Annotated in this window: 16 protein-coding genes; 11 read left to right on the top strand and 5 right to left on the bottom strand. The window is 58.5% G+C overall.

Annotation, left to right across the window (positions count from 1 at the left end):
- The first annotated feature begins 236 nt into the window (after positions 1–236).
- The 5 genes from AC13C0_RS03020 (at position 237) to AC13C0_RS03000 (ending at position 4,463) form a co-directional block, all read left to right on the top strand.
- On the top strand, positions 237–506 hold the full coding sequence (locus AC13C0_RS03020; protein WP_341582521.1) for a ComEA family DNA-binding protein: 270 nt from the start codon (positions 237–239) through the stop codon (positions 504–506).
- A gap of 141 nt (positions 507–647) precedes the next feature.
- A complete protein-coding gene (locus tag AC13C0_RS03015; RefSeq protein WP_117618125.1) occupies positions 648–1,421 on the top strand; it encodes a (Fe-S)-binding protein in 774 nt (257 codons plus the stop codon).
- 2 nt (positions 1,422–1,423) lie between these two features.
- Complete coding sequence (locus AC13C0_RS03010; RefSeq protein ID WP_482953937.1) at positions 1,424–2,863, top strand: LutB/LldF family L-lactate oxidation iron-sulfur protein; 1,440 nt, start codon at positions 1,424–1,426, stop codon at positions 2,861–2,863.
- Positions 2,860–3,513: a LutC/YkgG family protein gene (locus AC13C0_RS03005; RefSeq protein ID WP_482953936.1), complete on the top strand. Its 654-nt coding sequence runs from the start codon at positions 2,860–2,862 to the stop codon at positions 3,511–3,513. The genes AC13C0_RS03010 and AC13C0_RS03005 overlap by 4 nt, the downstream gene beginning before the upstream one ends.
- Positions 3,510–4,463 carry a DMT family transporter gene (locus tag AC13C0_RS03000; protein WP_482953935.1) on the top strand — a complete coding sequence of 318 codons (954 nt, stop codon included), beginning with the start codon at positions 3,510–3,512 and terminating at the stop codon, positions 4,461–4,463. Before AC13C0_RS03005 ends, AC13C0_RS03000 begins: the two co-directional genes overlap by 4 nt.
- Positions 4,464–4,469: 6 nt before the next feature.
- Here the strand turns inward: AC13C0_RS03000 and gloA are convergent, their stop codons facing one another.
- Positions 4,470–5,018 (bottom strand): lactoylglutathione lyase, encoded by a 549-nt coding sequence (gene gloA / locus AC13C0_RS02995; RefSeq protein ID WP_482953934.1) that lies wholly within the window; start codon positions 5,016–5,018, stop codon positions 4,470–4,472.
- Positions 5,019–5,253: 235 nt separating this feature from the next.
- On the opposite strand from gloA, the gene AC13C0_RS02990 reads away from it, so the two are divergent.
- The 5 genes from AC13C0_RS02990 (at position 5,254) to AC13C0_RS02970 (ending at position 11,727) form a co-directional block, all read left to right on the top strand.
- Positions 5,254–5,913, top strand: coding sequence for a GntR family transcriptional regulator (locus AC13C0_RS02990; protein WP_117618129.1), 660 nt, complete (start codon positions 5,254–5,256; stop codon positions 5,911–5,913).
- Positions 5,914–6,307: 394 nt separating this feature from the next.
- On the top strand, positions 6,308–7,330 hold the full coding sequence (locus AC13C0_RS02985; protein ID WP_482953933.1) for a DUF6160 family protein: 1,023 nt from the start codon (positions 6,308–6,310) through the stop codon (positions 7,328–7,330).
- Between the two features lie 64 nt (positions 7,331–7,394).
- Positions 7,395–8,453: a lysylphosphatidylglycerol synthase transmembrane domain-containing protein gene (locus AC13C0_RS02980; protein WP_482953932.1), complete on the top strand. Its 1,059-nt coding sequence runs from the start codon at positions 7,395–7,397 to the stop codon at positions 8,451–8,453.
- Positions 8,450–10,693: a glycosyltransferase gene (locus AC13C0_RS02975; protein WP_482953931.1), complete on the top strand. Its 2,244-nt coding sequence runs from the start codon at positions 8,450–8,452 to the stop codon at positions 10,691–10,693. The genes AC13C0_RS02980 and AC13C0_RS02975 overlap by 4 nt, the downstream gene beginning before the upstream one ends.
- Before the next feature lie 86 nt (positions 10,694–10,779).
- Positions 10,780–11,727 carry a YbgA family protein gene (locus AC13C0_RS02970; RefSeq protein WP_117618133.1) on the top strand — a complete coding sequence of 316 codons (948 nt, stop codon included), beginning with the start codon at positions 10,780–10,782 and terminating at the stop codon, positions 11,725–11,727.
- A gap of 88 nt (positions 11,728–11,815) precedes the next feature.
- On the opposite strand, the gene AC13C0_RS02965 is transcribed toward AC13C0_RS02970, so the two are convergent.
- The 3 genes from AC13C0_RS02965 to AC13C0_RS02955 form a co-directional block, all read right to left on the bottom strand.
- Positions 11,816–12,547, bottom strand: a complete 732-nt coding sequence (locus AC13C0_RS02965; RefSeq protein ID WP_117618134.1) for a DUF481 domain-containing protein — start codon at positions 12,545–12,547, stop codon at positions 11,816–11,818.
- Between the two features lie 21 nt (positions 12,548–12,568).
- Positions 12,569–13,588: an oxygen-dependent tRNA uridine(34) hydroxylase TrhO gene (trhO, locus tag AC13C0_RS02960; RefSeq protein WP_117618135.1), complete on the bottom strand. Its 1,020-nt coding sequence runs from the start codon at positions 13,586–13,588 to the stop codon at positions 12,569–12,571.
- Between the two features lie 125 nt (positions 13,589–13,713).
- On the bottom strand, positions 13,714–14,445 hold the full coding sequence (locus tag AC13C0_RS02955; RefSeq protein ID WP_117618136.1) for a DsbA family protein: 732 nt from the start codon (positions 14,443–14,445) through the stop codon (positions 13,714–13,716).
- 127 nt (positions 14,446–14,572) lie between these two features.
- On the opposite strand from AC13C0_RS02955, the gene AC13C0_RS02950 reads away from it, so the two are divergent.
- Complete coding sequence (locus AC13C0_RS02950; RefSeq protein WP_482953930.1) at positions 14,573–15,553, top strand: NAD(P)H-dependent flavin oxidoreductase; 981 nt, start codon at positions 14,573–14,575, stop codon at positions 15,551–15,553.
- 105 nt (positions 15,554–15,658) lie between these two features.
- On the opposite strand, the gene AC13C0_RS02945 is transcribed toward AC13C0_RS02950, so the two are convergent.
- Entirely contained in the window at positions 15,659–16,999 is a 1,341-nt protein-coding gene (locus tag AC13C0_RS02945; protein ID WP_117618138.1) for an ISL3 family transposase, read from the bottom strand.
- Between the last annotated feature and the right edge of the window lie 10 nt (positions 17,000–17,009).

Here is a 17,009-nt window from a genome sequence, read left to right as displayed (position 1 = left end):
GGGATCAGGGCTTGCAGGGATGACCACAAGGAAGACGCGCTCAGTCAGGATGATGCGCACGCCTGAAGGAACAGGCAGGGGTCAGCCACGGAATCGGGGGTCACAGGGAACGTGGTCCCGTCCGTGCACTTTTCTGCCTACCGGACATTTCTGCTTCTCTTCTTACATTTCGTTTCTGCTGCTTCGCTCCCTGGCACAACACCAATAACGCAAGTTAGCCTCAGGAGCTCATACCCATGAAACGCACACCGCTTTTCGCCACCCTCGTTCTGCTGTTCAGCCTTGTTACCGGCTTTGCTTACGCGGAAGAAGCCACCATCAACATCAACACCGCAGACGTGGCCGCACTCGCCAGCCTGAACGGCATTGGCCAGGGCAAGGCCGAAGCCATCGTTGCCTACCGGGAAGCCAATGGCCCTTTCGCCGTAACCGCTGACCTCGCCAAGGTAAAAGGCATTGGCGAACGCACGGTTGAAAAGAACGCAGAGCGTTTGACCGTCAAATAATCCCCTCGGGCAGGGGTTTTCTGCCGCTGCCCGACCACTCTGCCCCGCCATTGCAATCCTGCCCCTAAAGTCGTCTGGCAAGACCGCACGCGCCACCCTATTATTACTGGATAACAATTCCAAACGGTTGAGCGTCGGAACATGAGTGATCCCATCAAGGTTTACCCGTCAAAACCTGCCAAAGTCTATTTCTACGGCACCTGCCTGGTGGACATGTTCTACCCGGATGCAGGCGTTGCCGGTGTGGAGCTGCTGGAGCGGGAAGGCATTCAGGTGCTGTTTCCGCAAAACCAGACCTGCTGCGGCCAGCCCGCCTATACGTCCGGCTACCACGACGAAGCCCGTGCCGTCGCCAAGGCACAGCTGGACCTGTTTCCCGAGGACTGGCCCATCGTGGTGCCCTCCGGTTCCTGCGGCGGCATGATGCACAAGCATTACCCGGCCCTGTTCAAGGACACCACCGATGAGGTCAAGGCCGCCGGTATTGCCGGGCGGGTCTGGGAGCTGACCGATTTTCTGCTGAACGTGTGCCACATCAAGCTGGAAGACCTGGGCGAGCCCACCACCGTGGCCATGCACACCTCCTGCTCGGCCCGCCGTGAAATGGGCGTGGCGGAAGTGGGGCCAAAACTGCTGGGCCAGCTGAAGAACGTGAATCTGGTGGAACAGGTGCGGCCGGAGGAGTGTTGCGGGTTCGGTGGCACCTTTGCAATCCGCCACCCGGAAATTTCCGGGGCCATGGTCAGCGAGAAGGTGGATGCGCTGGTAGAAACCGGCACCAAACAGTTCGTGACCACCGATTGCGGTTGCCTGGTGAACATTGCCGGCTACGCCGAGAAGAACCACAAGCCGGTTGAAGGCCAGCACATTCTCAGTTTCCTGTGGGCGCGTACCCAGGGCAAAGGGGAGCAATAGTCATGAGCGAAACAGCCGAACACACTGACCATCACATCGATGCAAAACAGTTCCACCCCCGCGCTCAGGCGGCCATCCACAACCCCAAGATCCGCAAGAACTTCCGCAGCGCCATGGACGGGCTGATGGCCAAACGCAAAGCGGCGTTCGAAGGCTGGGATCTGGAAACCCTTCGGGATCTCGGTGCCAATGTTCGCCTGCGGGCCCTGGCCAACCTGCCGGACCTGCTGGAACAGCTTGAGAAAAAGCTGACAGAAAACGGCATCAGGGTTCACTGGGCGGTGGACGGCGACGAGGCCTGCCGGATTGTGCGGGATATCTGCAAGGCCCGGGATGCCAGGACGGTGATCAAGGGTAAGTCCATGGTCTCCGAGGAAATGGAACTGAACCATTACCTGGAGGAACAGGGTATCGAAGCCCTGGAATCGGATCTGGGCGAATACATTGTGCAGCTGGCCGGAGAGACGCCCTCGCACATCATCATGCCAGCCATTCACAAGAACACCGGCGAGATCTCCGAGCTGATGCACGAAAAGACCGGCACGGATCTCTCCAACGATGTGGAATACCTCACCGCCAGCGCCCGCCAGCAGCTGCGGAAAAAGTTCATGAACGCGGATGTGGGGGTGTCTGGCGTCAACTTTGCGGTGGCGGAAACCGGCACCCTGTGCCTGGTGGAGAACGAAGGCAACGGCCGGATGACCACCACCGTCCCGCCCTGCCACATTGCGGTAACCGGCATTGAAAAAGTGGTACCGAGCATGGAAGACGTCTCGGCCCTGCTCGCCCTGCTGACACGCTCTGCCACGGGCCAGCACATCACCACCTACTTCAACATGATCTCCGGCCCGCGCAAGGCAGAAGAGCTGGACGGCCCCGAGGAAGTTCATCTGGTGCTGGTGGATAATGGCCGGTCGTCCATCTACCAGGATGACGAGCTGCTGGACACCCTGCGCTGCATCCGCTGCGGCGCCTGTATGAATCACTGCCCGGTGTATACCCGCATTGGCGGCCACGCCTACGGCACCACTTACCCGGGCCCTATCGGCAAGATTCTGATGCCACACCTGATTGGCCTGGACGAGGGCCGTCACCTGCCCAGCGCCTCCAGCCTGTGTGGTGCCTGTGGCGAAGTCTGCCCGGTCAAAATCCCCATTCCGGACCTGCTGGTGCGCCTGCGCCAGGAATCCGCGGATGGCGACAAGCTGCACCCGGCCAAGGTGCGTGGCCATGGCGCAAAACGCAGCGCCATAGAAGCAATGATCTGGAAAGGCTGGGCCTGGATGCACGCCAGCCCGGGCGTTTACCGGCTTGGCACCGCCGCCGCCAGCAAGCTGCGGGCGTTGCAGCCTGCCAGTGCCGGCGCCTGGACCAACTGCCGGACGGCGCCAAAGCTGGCCGCCAAAACCCTGCACCAGCGGATGAAGGAGCGTGACCAATGAGTTCCCGGGAAACGATCCTGCAACGCCTGCGCAACCGGACCGGCGGCGAGCTGACGGTACCGGAATGTGATTTTTCGGTACTCGAGAGGCCGGACTGGTCCACCACGGAGCGTGTCGAGCGGTTCGAGAAGATGATCGAATCGGTGCATGGCGAGGTTCACCATTGCACCGAAGACAGCTGGATGGATCGCCTTGCTGAAATCCTGGCCTCCCGGGGCGCCCGCAACCTGCTGGTTGCTAAAGCCCATGAGATTGGCCAGTCCCTGCGCAGCGCCGGCCGTAACGATCTGCCGGAACTGCTGATCTATGACGAGCCCATCGAAAGCTGGCAGGCGCATCTGTTCAATGAAGTGGATGCGAGCATTACTTCCACCCGCGGCGGCATTGCCGAGACCGGCTCGCTGATCCTGTGGCCAACGGTGGACGAGCCACGGCTGATGAGCCTGGTAGCGCCGGTACACATTGCCATCCTCAAAGCCACGGAACTCTACACAACCTTCCACGAAGCGATGAAGGCCCAGAACTGGTCCTCTGGCATGCCGACCAATGCCCTGTTAATCTCTGGCCCCTCGAAAACCGCCGACATTGAGCAAACCCTTGCTTACGGTGTTCACGGTCCCAAAGAGCTGATTGTGTTGATTATTGAATGATCCGAGGCGCCCTGCTGATCGCCCTGGCCGCCCTGCTCTGGGCGACCACGGGCATTGTTGCGAAATTCCTGTTTACCGGCACTGACCTTCAGGCCATCACCCTGGGCTTTCTGAGGCTGGCGGTGGCGTTGCCGTTTTTCTGGCTGCTGATGCGGCGGGAGCAGACACGGCTTGAGAAAGCCAATCCCGGCGCGAGGGTGGCCGGCGGTTCGCTGCGAAGCCTGCCTCCCGGAACGTTGCTGCCGTTGGCGGCGCTGGGGCTGTTCCAGGCTTTCTACCAGGGCAGCTACCTGCTTGCTGTCGACCTCACCGGTGCCGGCATTGCCACTCTGATTGCACTCTGCCTTCCGCCGGTACTGATCGCCCTTCTGGCGGCACCACTGCTGGGCGAAAAACCCGGGCTACTGACGGTATTGTCCCTGATTGCCGCTATTGCGGGTACCGCCATGCTGGTGCTCAGTGATATGGACACCAGTGGCACACTTCGCCTTGCCGGCATTCTGATGGCGCTGCTGGCTGCCGTGGTGTACACCGGCTTTACCCTGACCAGCCGTTACAGCTCGGCCGGCACCCCGGTATTTACCACTGCGTTTATCTGTTTCTTTACCGCAGCGTTGATCCTGTTGCCGGTGGTGGCAATCAGTGGCGGATTCGAGGGACTGGCAAGCCTGGAACTCCGGCACTGGCTGATGGTGGGCTACATCGGCGTGGTGCCGACATGCATTGGCTATGTAAGTTTCTTCAGCGGCATGAAAACCACACCGGCGACGCTTTCCAGTATCATTGTGACCCTGGAACCCCTGTTCGTGGCCCTGCTGGCCTGGGTGTTCCTGGAGGAGATACTGGGGCCTATCGGCGTTACCGGCGCGCTGATCCTGACCGCGGCGGTGATTGTCGCATCCCGGTATGGCGGCAAGCCCGCCGCCGGCCAGAAGGCCGGCGCGGACTGAGGCGCATCAATCTTCCTTGCGCTGCTTTTCGAGCATGTCCGGCTGCAGGATTTCGATCCAGTAGCCGTCCGGGTCCTTGATAAAGGCCAGGCCTTTCATCTTGCCGTCGTCCGGCTTTTTCACGAATTCGACACCGAGCTTTTCGAAGCGATCACAGGCGGCGTACACATCCGGAACGGCAACGCCGATATGGCCGAAGCCCTGGGGCTCGTCGTTGCCATTGTGGTAGCCAAAACCGTTGTCGTCTTCGGTGCCCCAGTTGTGGGTCAGCTCGAGCATGGCTTCACGGCCGAAGGTATAGGTGGTGCGGTAGGCGTCGTCGTGTGGCACCAGGGCGGCATGGCGGTCGTCCAGGTAACCGAGGAAATACAGGGTGAACTTCATTTCCGGGAAGTCCAGCTTGCGCACCAGGCGCATGCCCATCACCCGGGTGTAGAAGTCCATGGAGCGCTCGGGTTCCTTGATGCGCATCATGGTCTGGTTGAATATATAACCTTCGGTTTCGGGAACGGGGGCGTCGTATAGGCCGGGGGCCTGTTCGAAATGCTTGGGCATTTTGGTTTTCCCTTTTTTCGCAGGATTTAACCATTATACCTGATTGCGTTTCAGGGGGATTTCAAGTTCGGAAAAAAGAACCGGGACTTACGAAACCAACTGATGCTCCCTGCCGGATCAAAGTGTTGTCGCTACCGGATTCAGAGGCTGTGATAAACTCATGCACACAGACTCCCACGCCGGCCCGACAACCTCAGGGACCAACCGGTTTTTACGACCTGTTCAGAGAACCTTTATGGATTTTCAGGCGCCCAACACCCTGGCCGAGCAGATTGCCAATTACCTGGCAGAGCGGATCATGACCGGGCAGATTCGCCCGGGTGAGCGGATTCAGGAGGTCACCCTCGCCGGCGAGCTGAAGGTGAGCCGGGCCTCGGTGAAGGAAGCCCTGTATGCCCTTGAACGCTGGCATCTGGTGGAGATCACGCCCCGCAAAGGCGCCTCGGCAACCCGGCTGGACGCCACCCACGCCTCCGAGCTGTACGATGTATATATGCATTTGCTGATGATGCTGGCCACCCGGCTGTGTGAGCGCTGGCAGGAGGGCGATAAGCCCGGGATGCTGGAGGCGGTGAGCAAGGTTATAGCGCAGATGAAGCGCCCGTCTACCGATATTACGGCGGTGGTGGAGGCGAGCTTTAATGTAATGGAGGTCTGCTGCGAGGTGGTCGATAATCCCTATCTCACGGAGGCTCTGTCAAACTTCAAACCGGCGGTTAGCCGTGCTTATTACCTCAGTGCTGATCGCTACCGCAGAGGTCTTGCCCAGACCAGTGAGTTTTTTGCCAATCTTCCGCAGGCGGTTCTGACGCGGGATTCGGTTAAGGCGCAGGCTTTAATCCGGGAGTTTGCGGAGCATCAGAAGTCTTTGATTCAGCAGGCCTTGGCTTCCTGACTTGGGTGGAGACGATGCGGGTAGGAGCACCTTCCAGAACCGTGCGGAGCCATGGGTGGAGTGCGAAGCACTTCACGGGCAAGCCATGGAGGGCTTGCCCCGGACCTTTGGCGCGACGCAGGAGCAATAAGCGCCAAAGGGCGGAGCCGAGCGTACAGGGATGTATTCACAGCGTGTTCTGGAAGGTGCTCCTACCCGCATCGCCCGCAACTCTTCAGATATTTTCCGCTCTTTGTTGTGAACAGTCTCACAGACCTTTCAGCTTTCCACGCCTATCGTAACAGTCTGTAACAAACCAAAACTTTTGCTGCATTGGTTGTGCTGTCCCCCTGCGGCCCGGGGAGTGCTTTAACGCTCTCCGCCAAAAACAATAAACCAGTCTTTTGGGGCCACCATGACTCTGTCACTTGCCTGTTGTCGAAGTACCACGTCTTCCACACTCTCGCTCTGGGTGCTCGCCCTGGCTCTTCCGCTGCCTGCGTTGGCGGAGTTCAGGCCGATGGGGGATGGTGCGCTGTCTGGCGTTACCGGCCAGGCGGGGGTGACGATTGAGCTGGAAACCAAGCTCAGCATTGACCGGTTCAGCTGGATTGATGAGGGTTCGCTGAATGTGAACGGTCTGCGCTTGTCCGGGCAGAACGATACGGTGCTGGACAACATGAAGCTGACCATCGATATTGCCGGCGATGGGGAGGTGCTGGAGCACGGATTTTCGGAGATTGCCCGTCGCGCCAATGCCGGGTTGCTGGCCCCGGGCAATCCGGATGTGGCCGATGCTCTGGCGAAGTATTCTGTCGCGGGCTCTTTTGGCAAGCAGTTCAATAGCGGTGATCTGGTGATGCACCTGGGTGCGACGGGCTATGGCGACCCGTCCAGTCTGGACGACTACCTGCGGGCGGTCGACTTTGAACTGGCGGCGGACAGTGTGACCAGCACCGGTACCGGGGGGACGGCCACTCTGTTCTCGAACATCCTGCTGCAAGGGTATATTGGGCCGACGGATCTGGTGATTCGTAACGGAGGCAGTTCCACCCGCACTCTGGCCAATGGCAATGAGGTGTCCGGCTCTGAGCTGCAGCTGGATACTCATTTTGAGATTACCAACGGCAGCCTGAACTGGGATGCCGCCGATGTGATTCTGCTGTTCAACTTTGCCGCGGTGGGTATCGAGGGGCTGCAGATTCATAACCGCCGGGGCGACGATACGCTGGGGCATTTCGGCATGGCCAGTGCGACGGCAAAACTCTCCCGGGGAACCAGTGCCGCCTCTGGCAAGGAAGGCCTGTCCATCCATGAGGTTGAGTTCCGGGCGGATATCGACATGCCTGTGTTCAGGGTGGGTGGCACAAGCATCGGCAGCGTTCAGTTCACGGACTTCGCCATCACCAACACCACCATGATGGTTTATGGTCGCTAGACAGCCTGGACACCAACCACTCCCTACCCTGTAAACTGCCCGTCTAACTCTTGACGGGCAGCCCATGACTGACTCCACTGACATCAATTATTCAAAGCGTGCCTCCGGGCGGCGGCTGGCGATTTTCAGCCTGCTGTTTGTCGCGCTTACCGCCGCCGGGCTGTATGCCGTTTACGATCAGTTTGCCGGGCGCAGCATTACCTTTGATTCCAGACTGATCACCCCGGAAACCCTGTTGTCGGTGGCTGGTTTGTTACTGGTCTATTTCGTTTCTGACGGCCTTCGGCTTTACTACACACTCAGGGCCCTTGGTCATCGGTTACCTCTGCCGGCCATGTTCCGGCTGGTGTTCATTAACCTGTTTTTCTCCAATATCACGCCTATGGCCACCGGTGGCGGCTTCGCGCAGATCTGGTATCTGCATAACCACGGCGTTCCGGTTGGCAGGGCCACAGCCGCCACCACCATCCGGACGGTGCTGGCGGTGGTGTTTATCTTTTCCCTGACGCCGGTTTTCCTGTTGACGCTCAAGGCGCTGGATGGCCGTAGCATTGCCGGCGACATTGGTACGGCCCTGGCGATTTTTATCCTGATTTACCTGGGCTTCTTCGCCGTTCTGTTGTTCCGCACGCACTGGCTGATCGGCCCCCTCAGCAAGCTCCTCAGAGCGGCCCGCCGGATTCATCTGATAAGCGAGCGTCGGCACCAGAGGTGGCAGTTCAAGGCCCGCCGGGAGATGCTGCGGTTCTCCCGCAGCTTCAGTGACTATCTGCGTGGCCGCCCCCTGTTCGTGGTTTTGTCGATTCTGTTTACCGCGGTTTTCCTGCTCAGCCTGTTCAGTTTTCCGGCACTGCTGATGGCCAGCCTGGACTATGATGTGGATTACCTGGTGTCGCTGGGGCTGCTGGTGGTAACCACCTTCATCATGTATTTTTCACCCACCCCCGGCGCCTCTGGTATTTCCGAGGGTGTTTTTGGCAGCTTCTTCCGGGACATCCTCTCCGGCAATCACCTGATTCTGGTGATTGTCTTCTGGCGCCTGCTGACCATCTACCTGGGAATGATTATCGGCTTGATCGTCTTGCAGAAGGAACTTGTTGCCAACCGCGGGAGAACCGGATGATTTTCCGAAACCCACTCAAGCTTCTGTTCTACCTGTGCCTGCTGGTGGTACTTCTGCTGGTTGGCTATAAGGCCTACCTGAACCTGTTCACCGAGGATTTTGAAGGGGTACACACCGAGCAGGTTGAACGAATCCAGGGCACGGTCCAGCCGGGTGAATCCTTCAGTTTTGCGGTGGTGGGTAATATCAACAATTCCGTGGGGATCTTCGAGGACAGGATCATCCCGGAGCTGAACCGATCCAACCTCGATTTCATGGTATCGGCGGGTAATGCCGTCAGTGGTGGCGGTGAAGACAAGTACCGCGCCCTCTACGGCTCCCTGAGCCACCTGGAGATCCCATATCTGCTCACCTTCGGCGCCCACGAATACGAAGACTTTGGCAGTTTCCGATTTTATGACCATTTCGGACCACACTTCTTCAGCATCCAGGCAGGCAACAGCCGGCTGATTTTCCTGGACAGCACCGGTAAAACACCCTGGCGCTGGCAGATCCGCTGGCTGCACGAACTGCTTGCCAGGGACGAATCAAAGGCGCGGATCCTTTTTATTGGCCACCCACCGCTGCACCCGGAAGAAAATGCCCCGTTCGACAGACAGGATGACTACCTCGCACCGCCCGAATTCAGGGACGCGTTACTCCGGGCGATGGATGAGCACGACATTGACCGGGTGTTCTCCGCCAACCTGTCTCTTTACTCGGAAAAGCAAATGGGGGATACCATGTTCATAACCACCGGTGGCGCCGGTGGTCTGGTGGTGAACAACGACATCAGTTTCTATCACTATGTACGAGTGGATGTGAACGCAGAGGGGCAGGTCAGCCACACACTGCAACGCCTGGAGGTGGGTCAGCACCCGGTTCTGAAGCGCCTGGAAAGCCTCTGGTTTTTTATCTATTCCCTGTTCTACACGGGCTACATCAATTTCCTGTTGATTGTCGCGGTGTTCGCGGCCATTGCGATCAAATTGTACGGCGCGATTTTCATCGGCAAGGATTACTACCCGGATTACGATCTGGACCCGGCCCCCTGGCTTGAGCGCCCGTTGCGAGTGGCCATGTTTACCAACAACTACCTGCCGTTCATCGGCGGTGTTCCGATTTCGATCGAGCGGCTGCGACGGGGGCTGGAAAAGCTGGGAGACAAGCTGCTGATCGTGGCGCCACGGTACAAGAACCAGCCGGAGGCGGAAGCCCACGTGCTGCGGGTGCCCTCACTGCTGGCCATGGGGGAGAAACGGGAATTCCGGCTGGCCAATATTTTCCTCGGCCGAATCCGCAAGCGGGTTCGCGCCTTCGCGCCGGACATCATCCATCTGCACCACCCGTTCTGGCTGGGCTCGTTGGGGCTGTTCGTAGCGCGGCGGCTGAAGGTGCCAGCGATTTACACTTACCATACCCGCCTGGAACACTACGCCCACTTTGTGCCCCTGCCGGGGAGGCTGTTCCGCAACCTGATCTCCCATACCCTGATCAAGCGCTTTTCCAACAAGTGTGACGGCGTGATTGTGCCAACCTACTCCACCGAGGAATACCTTCGGATGATCGGGGTAAAAACGCCGACCTTTGTGCAGCCCACGGGCATTGAATACCAGCGTTTCCGGGACGTTCGCCGGGAAGATATTGACCAGTTGCGTAATCAGCTGAACCTTGGAGACGAGAAGGTTTTCGTCAGCGTCTCGCGGTTATCCAATGAGAAAAACATCGACTTCATGATTGAAGCGATTGATGCCCTGAGGCGGGAAACCGATGTGCCGTTCCGGTTCCTTATGATTGGCGATGGCCACCAGAAAGACCGGTTGCAGAAGAAGATAGAAGACCTTGACCTCCGGCAACATTTCACTCTGGTGGGTGCCATCCCCCCGGAAGACATGGCCACCTGGTACCGGCTGGGTGACGCCTTCCTGTTTGCCTCGAAATCCGAAACCCAGGGCATGGTGATCCTGGAGGCCATGGCGGCGGGGCTGCCGGTGGTGGCCGTGCGCTCCAGCGGCATCGAGGATGTGGTGCGGCACGGTTTCAATGGCTTCAAGACGCCGGAGAAGCAGGACCAGTGGCGGGCGCAGGTCAGGAAACTGCTGGAAGACGACGAACTGCGCAGCAAACTTGCCTCACAGGCTCTGGATTTTGCGAAGGACTATTCCGTCGAGCAGTTTGCCACTGACGTTCGCACAATTTACGCCACCACCCTGGCCATGTTCGCCAAGAAACGGAAACGCTCAGCAAGCAATCAGGAATAGTCAGGGTTATGGTTTCCCCTGCACCCTGATCGGTCCAGACTGAGTTCACGTATTATAAAAGTCGTTTTAACCATCGGAGAGTCTAAGTGAGCGGCATCCCCGTCGGAATCAGCACCTGCCTGCTGGGCAGGGAAGTTCGCCATGATGGCGGCCACAAACATTCCCGTTACTGCACCCAGGTGCTGTCAAAGCACTTTGAATTTCGTTCCATCTGCCCGGAGCTGGAAGCAGGCCTGGGCGTGCCCCGCCCGGCCATTCACCTGCGTGAATACAGCGATGGCCTTCGGCTGATCGAAACCAGGGGCACGGCAGATCACACCGGCGCCATGCACGGCTTTATCGACCAGATCATGCCCACCCTGGCGGACCTTCGGGGTTACATCCTGATGGCCAAATCGCCCAGCTGTGGCATGGAGCGCATCAAGGTGCACAACGAGAATGGCCAGGTGACCCGCAGGGACGGCCGGGGCATGTTCGCCGAAGCTCTGTTGAAAGCCTATCCGCTGATGCCGGTGGAGGAGGAAGGCCGCCTCAACGACGACATGCTTCGGGAAAACTTTATCGAGCGGGTCTTTGCCTACGACGACTGGATGCAGAATGTCGCGGGCGACAACCTTTCGGCCAGGGCGCTGATCGAATTCCACACCCGCCACAAGTTCCAGCTTCTGGCCCACTCCGAGAAGATCTACCGCCAGCTTGGCCCCATGTTGGGGGACCTGAAATCCGAGCCACTGGAAACTATCTCCGGCCGTTACATCAACCAGTTCATGGAGGCCATGAGCCAGAAAGTCAGCCGGGGCTCCCACCTGAATGCCATGCAGCACCTGATGGGCTACCTGAGAGACTCCATGGGCGACGAAGACCGTAAGGTGTTGATGGAGCAGATGGAGGCCTACCGCCGGGGTGAGGTGCCGTTGGTGGTGCCCATGACCCTGCTGCGCATGGCCCAGCGCCGGGAGCCGGTGGATTACCTGCACGCCCAGCAATACCTTACGCCCTATCCGGACGAGCTTGGTCTGAGAAACAACATTTGAAGCTTGAAAGCGGGGTCAGATGAAAAAGGGGTCAGATGAACTTTTCATCTGACCCCTTTTTCATCTGACCCCATTTTCACGCCGTTAATCAGAAGCCATAGAGGAGAGAGAGTGACGTCTCGGTGTCGGTGTTTTCAGAGCTGGCCGGTGCGTCGGATACGTGCTTCACCCGGACCGCGGCCTTCATCGAAAGGTTTCCCACCACATTGGCCTGCAGGGACGTCTCTGACTGGCTTATCGTGTTGTTCTCATCCAGCCCGATTTCGGTGCTGAGCTTCTGGCGGAACAGCGAATTGGCGGACAGGGCGTAGTCAAACTGCCCCGCAAGGCGGGCGATGGCCTCTTTTTCAGTATCTTCTCCCTGCGCGTTGACCGTATCCAGCTTGTTATAGCGGTAACCCGCACCCGCTGAGAGATCAAGAAAAGACCGATCGCCCGACCGCCAGAGCCGGTTCCCGTAACCAGTTGTCACTGTGGATTCGAAATCGTAGCCAGAGAAGCGGTCGTTCTCCCAGGAGCCGCGAAGAAACCAATACTGTTTTTTGTCGAACTTGTAGTCGGTTTCCAGAGCGGCCAGGTACTCCTCGGCCGTGGTTTCGTCCTCCGCTTCGGAGTAATTGGTGCTGAAGTCCCCGGTATGGCGCCAGGTTTCCACTTCACGAATCAGACCGAGACGGCCCTTGATGTTGGTCTCCTCGGTGTTGCCGGTGGTAACCAGCACACCAAGTTCGGTTTCGCCCTTCCAGTTATCCGCCTCCTGCCCATTGGCAAACGGCGCGATAGCAACTGCGGTGATGGCTACTGCCTGTCGTAACTCCATGAAGTCTCCTGTTGGTGTTGGTCAGGCTCCCTCGGTTTTGCTGGCCTTTTCACCGGCCAGGCTTTTCCGGGCCTGATGCTCTCTTTCAGCCTTTTTCCGGGCCTTGCGCTCGGCAATGATGCGGGCCGCTTCACCGCCCACGTGGGCCTCGCCACGCTGCCCTGCCAGGCGCATCTGACGTTCACGCTCGGCGAACCGGGCCTTCTGCACTTCGGTCAGCGAGTCGACGCACTGGTGACAGCTGACTCCCGGCTCATACTCCGGACGCTCTTTGTCTTCCTCGGTAATCGGCCTGCGGCAGGCGTGGCACTGATCGTACTCGCCACGCTCCAGCCTGTGGTTGACGGTTACCCGGTCATCAAACACGAAGCATTCTCCGCGCCACAGGCTCTGCTCTTCGGGTACCTCTTCCAGGTATTTCAGGATGCCACCCTTGAGGTGATACACCTCTTCAAAGCCCTGTTCCTTAAGGTATGCGGTGGATTTCTCACAACGGATACCGCCGGTGCAGAACATGGCCACCTTCCTGTGCTTCGATGGATCGAGATTCTGCTTCACGTATTCCGGGAATTCGCGGAAGGTCTCGGTGGCCGGATTGACGGCATTTTTAAAAGTGCCAATCTCGACTTCGTATTGATTACGGGTATCGACAAGAACCACGTCCGGATCGGAGATCAGATTGTTCCACGCTTTCGGATCCACATACGTACCGACAATGCGCTTCGGATCAATCCCTTCCACGCCCATGGTGACAATTTCCTTCTTGAGCTTCACCTTGGTGCGTTTGAAGGGCTGGATATCAACAAAGGATTCCTTGTAGTCAATACCGTCAAAACGCTCATCGCCGGTAATCCAGGCTTTCACGGCATCAATGCCTTCTCGGCTGCCGGCGATGGTGCCGTTGATACCTTCCCTTGCCAGCAGCAGGGTGCCATGGACGTCTTGCTCCAGCATCAGGTCCAGCAGCGGCTGGCGGAGGGACTTGTAATCGTTCAGGACTGCGAACTTGTACAGTGCGCAGACAACAACGTTGTTGCTCATCATTTTCTCCTGCGGGCCGGATCGTAAATCCGGAGCATGGGTTCGGGGTTATTCAAAGGCCGAAGCCTGAGAGGGCGCAGATTTTAACCAACTCAGGCTCACGATCAAGTGCGGGTTTTGCAGCACTACTCGGCCTTGCTGGCAAGCTCGCGCTCCACAACAGCGGAAAGCTGCCCCCAGCCCGGCCGCGTCAGGCGGATATTATCCACCAGAACGGTGGGTGTGCTGGTTACCCGAAGCTGCATGGCAACGCGGCGGCTTTGTTCTACGGCCTCGCGATGCAATTCGGTGGTCATACAGCGGCGGAAGCGCCGTTCTTCAAGGCCGAGGTCGCCGGCGTACCGGGTGAAGGTTGCCACCGGGTCGTTAGAGCCACTCCACTCGGTCTGGGAATCGTAGAGGCGATCGTGCATGGTCCAGTAGGCGCCCTGATCACCTGCACAGCGAGCAGCCTGGGCCGCGGGCATGGCGTTCTGGTGCTGCTGCAGCGGCAGATCGAAATAGACGAACCGGACCTTGCCCTCATCCACGTACTCCTGCTTCAGCCGCTTGCTCGCCGAGGAGAAGTTGCCGCAGGCCGGACACTGATAGTCTGCAAACTCCCGCACCACGACAGGAGCATCCTCCGGGCCCACTGAAACTCCGAACTGGTCCAACTGCGCCGGAAACGCCTCGGCATTGGCAGAAGCCACAGGCAGTTCGTCGGAGGTTGGCTCCGGTGCGGCGGTCAGGAACACCAACCCGAAAGCCACTGCGGCGACCACGAGCACACCGATGCCAATATAAAGCGGCTTGTTGGATTTTCCTTTTCGGGGAGGCGGTGCACCGGTTTGCTTGCGACGTTTTGCTTCACCCATGATGGAGCTCCTTTTTGTGTTTCTGATTTTCCGGAATTAATTAGCTGGCGACCGTTTTCAGAGCCAGCGTGGCACGCTAAGATCCTTTATATCCTACAAAAGTTCCAACAAAAACTAAGGAATCCTCATGCCATTACCCGCATCCCTGCAAGACACGCTCACTCTGCCGCTGGTTGCCGCACCCATGTTTCTGATTTCCGGCCCGGAACTGGCGCTGGCCTGTTGCAAACAGGGCATTGTGGGAAGTTTTCCGGCCCTGAACCAGCGCACCAGTGAGGGTTTTGAGGGCTGGCTGGTCCAGATGAATGAAGAGCTGGACGCCTTCCAGACATTGCATCCGGGTCACAAGACAGCGCCGTATGCGGTGAACCTGATTGTGCACCGGACCAATCCGCGCTGGCAGGCAGACCTTGAGCTGTGCGTGAAACACCAGGTGCCGATCATTATCACGTCACTGGGCGCGGCCAGCCAGGTGGTCGAAGCGGTGCACGGCTACGGCGGCGTGGTATTCCACGATGTGACCAACCAGAAACACGCACGGAAAGCGGCGCAAACCGGCGTCGATGGCATCATTGCGGTAGCGGCCGGCGCCGGCGGCCATGCCGGCACCATTAACCCGTTTGTACTGGTACACGAAATCCGTGAGGTGTTTGATGGCACCATCCTGCTGGCCGGCGGGCTGTCTCATGGCGAAGACCTGCTGGCTGTACAGGCCCTGGGTGCAGACCTGGCCTACATGGGTACCCGGTTTATCAATACCACCGAATCCCAGGCGGAAGAGGCTTACCGGAGCATGATCATCGAGGCTGTTTCCGGCGACATTATCCACACACCGGCGGTGTCCGGTGTGCCCGCCAGCTTTATGCGGCAGAGCCTGGAGGCCGCCGGATTCCCCATGGACAAGCTGAACCAGGCGGGCGACATCAATTACGGAGAAAAGCTCAAACCCATTGACGATGAAGCCAAGGCCTGGAAAACCGTCTGGTCTGCTGGCCAGGGCGTCAGCCAGATCCACGACGTGCTGAGTGTCGCGGATCTGGTGAAACGACTGAGCGAGGAATACCAAAACGCCCGGGCCTGGCTAGTGTCATCTCCCCCGGCCCTCTGATGGCGACGGAAATCATCACGATTTATTGTCAGGGCATGAATACTGTTGGGAGCTATGAGTTCGCCTTCAAATTCAGGGTATCTGCATTTCGTGATTGATCCGGGGTCAGATGGCCCCATCCTCGATCAGCTTCACCAGTGTTGATAGATCGGCCCCGTAGTTGACCCCCTTCTCCTCCGGTTCCGGCCTTGTGAAGCTGATACTCTTCCTCATCATCACCCCACCAAATCCGGTATCCTGTGGCGGCTGACGCTTGCGCTTGAAGTTCGGGCGCTTGACCTTGTGAGCCCCCTCCGAGAAAAGGATTTTGACTCTCAAGGCCTCAAAGCTATAGCCACGACCCAGGCGATTCATCACCCGAATGAGGTTGTTCAGGCTCTCAGTGTAGGCATTGGTAATGGCGTGATCGAAGTAGGCGAAAATGTGCGGATGCCAGTTATCCATCGCCCTGACCAGTGGGTAAAACGCCTCGCGCACCTCCGGCACCAGGTTGTCCCTCCAGATGGCATAGGCTCGCTCTGCATCGGCACGGGTATCCATGTCCCAGATACCGTAGAACGCCTCTTTGGCATCGTAGGCAGCCTCCAGCATCGGGTAGTTGGCCGTCCAGCCCGAGAGCTTGAGGTATTCCTTGTCGGTGAGTTCGTTACGGCGCTTGAGCAGCACGAAGCGGTCGTGCATCAGTCCCCGGCGTTCTTTGGTGGTGAGTTCGGCACGCTGGGCCTTGCGGATCGTATCCAGGGCCTCATTCGCCATCCTGACCACATGAAACTTGTCGATCACGATGGTCGCCTGTGGCATCAGAGCCTCCACCGCCTCTCGGTAAGGGTTCCACATATCCATCGCCACATATTGCACCTTCTCGCGCCCCTGCATGGTCTGGAAGTGGCCCATGACCGTCTTCTTGGTGCGGTCGCGCAGAACCTCGACCGCCGTGTTGTGCTCAATGTTGGAGATAATGCAGCGGGGTTTCTTGATGATGTGGATTTCGTCAATGCCCATCCACTTCGGCACCTCGAAGCAAACCGTGCGCTCCAGCTCGTTGATGTAGTCGCGGAAGACGTTTTTGACGGTGTTCTCAGCCAATCCCACCTCATCGGCCAGGTGCGCGAAGGGGCGTTTGATGGCCTGCTTGCCCACCCAATCGACCAGGCGTGCGGTCATCAGTCGCTTCTCATCGACATCCGGTAGACGCTCGTAGAAGGTCTTTCCGCACTGGCGGCAGCGATAGCGCCTGGTATCGACATAGATACCGACACGTTTTCCGTGCATGGGCAGGTCGCGGATCAACTGCTCACGGCGTCCGAACCCGACAATCTCTCTGTGGCCGCAATGCTGGCAGGCGGATGGGTGCTTCGTTGCCCCGGCCCAGATGTGGTAGTCGTGGTCGTCTTCCTCGATGCTGGCGATAGTGTAGGAGGGAAGATTCAGAATATTGCGAGGCATGTTATTCGTG

This window comes from Marinobacter sp. B-21, from assembly GCF_056857895.1.
The sequence above is the reverse complement of the archived record's forward strand: the minus strand, read 5'-3'. Positions and strand labels throughout refer to the sequence as shown.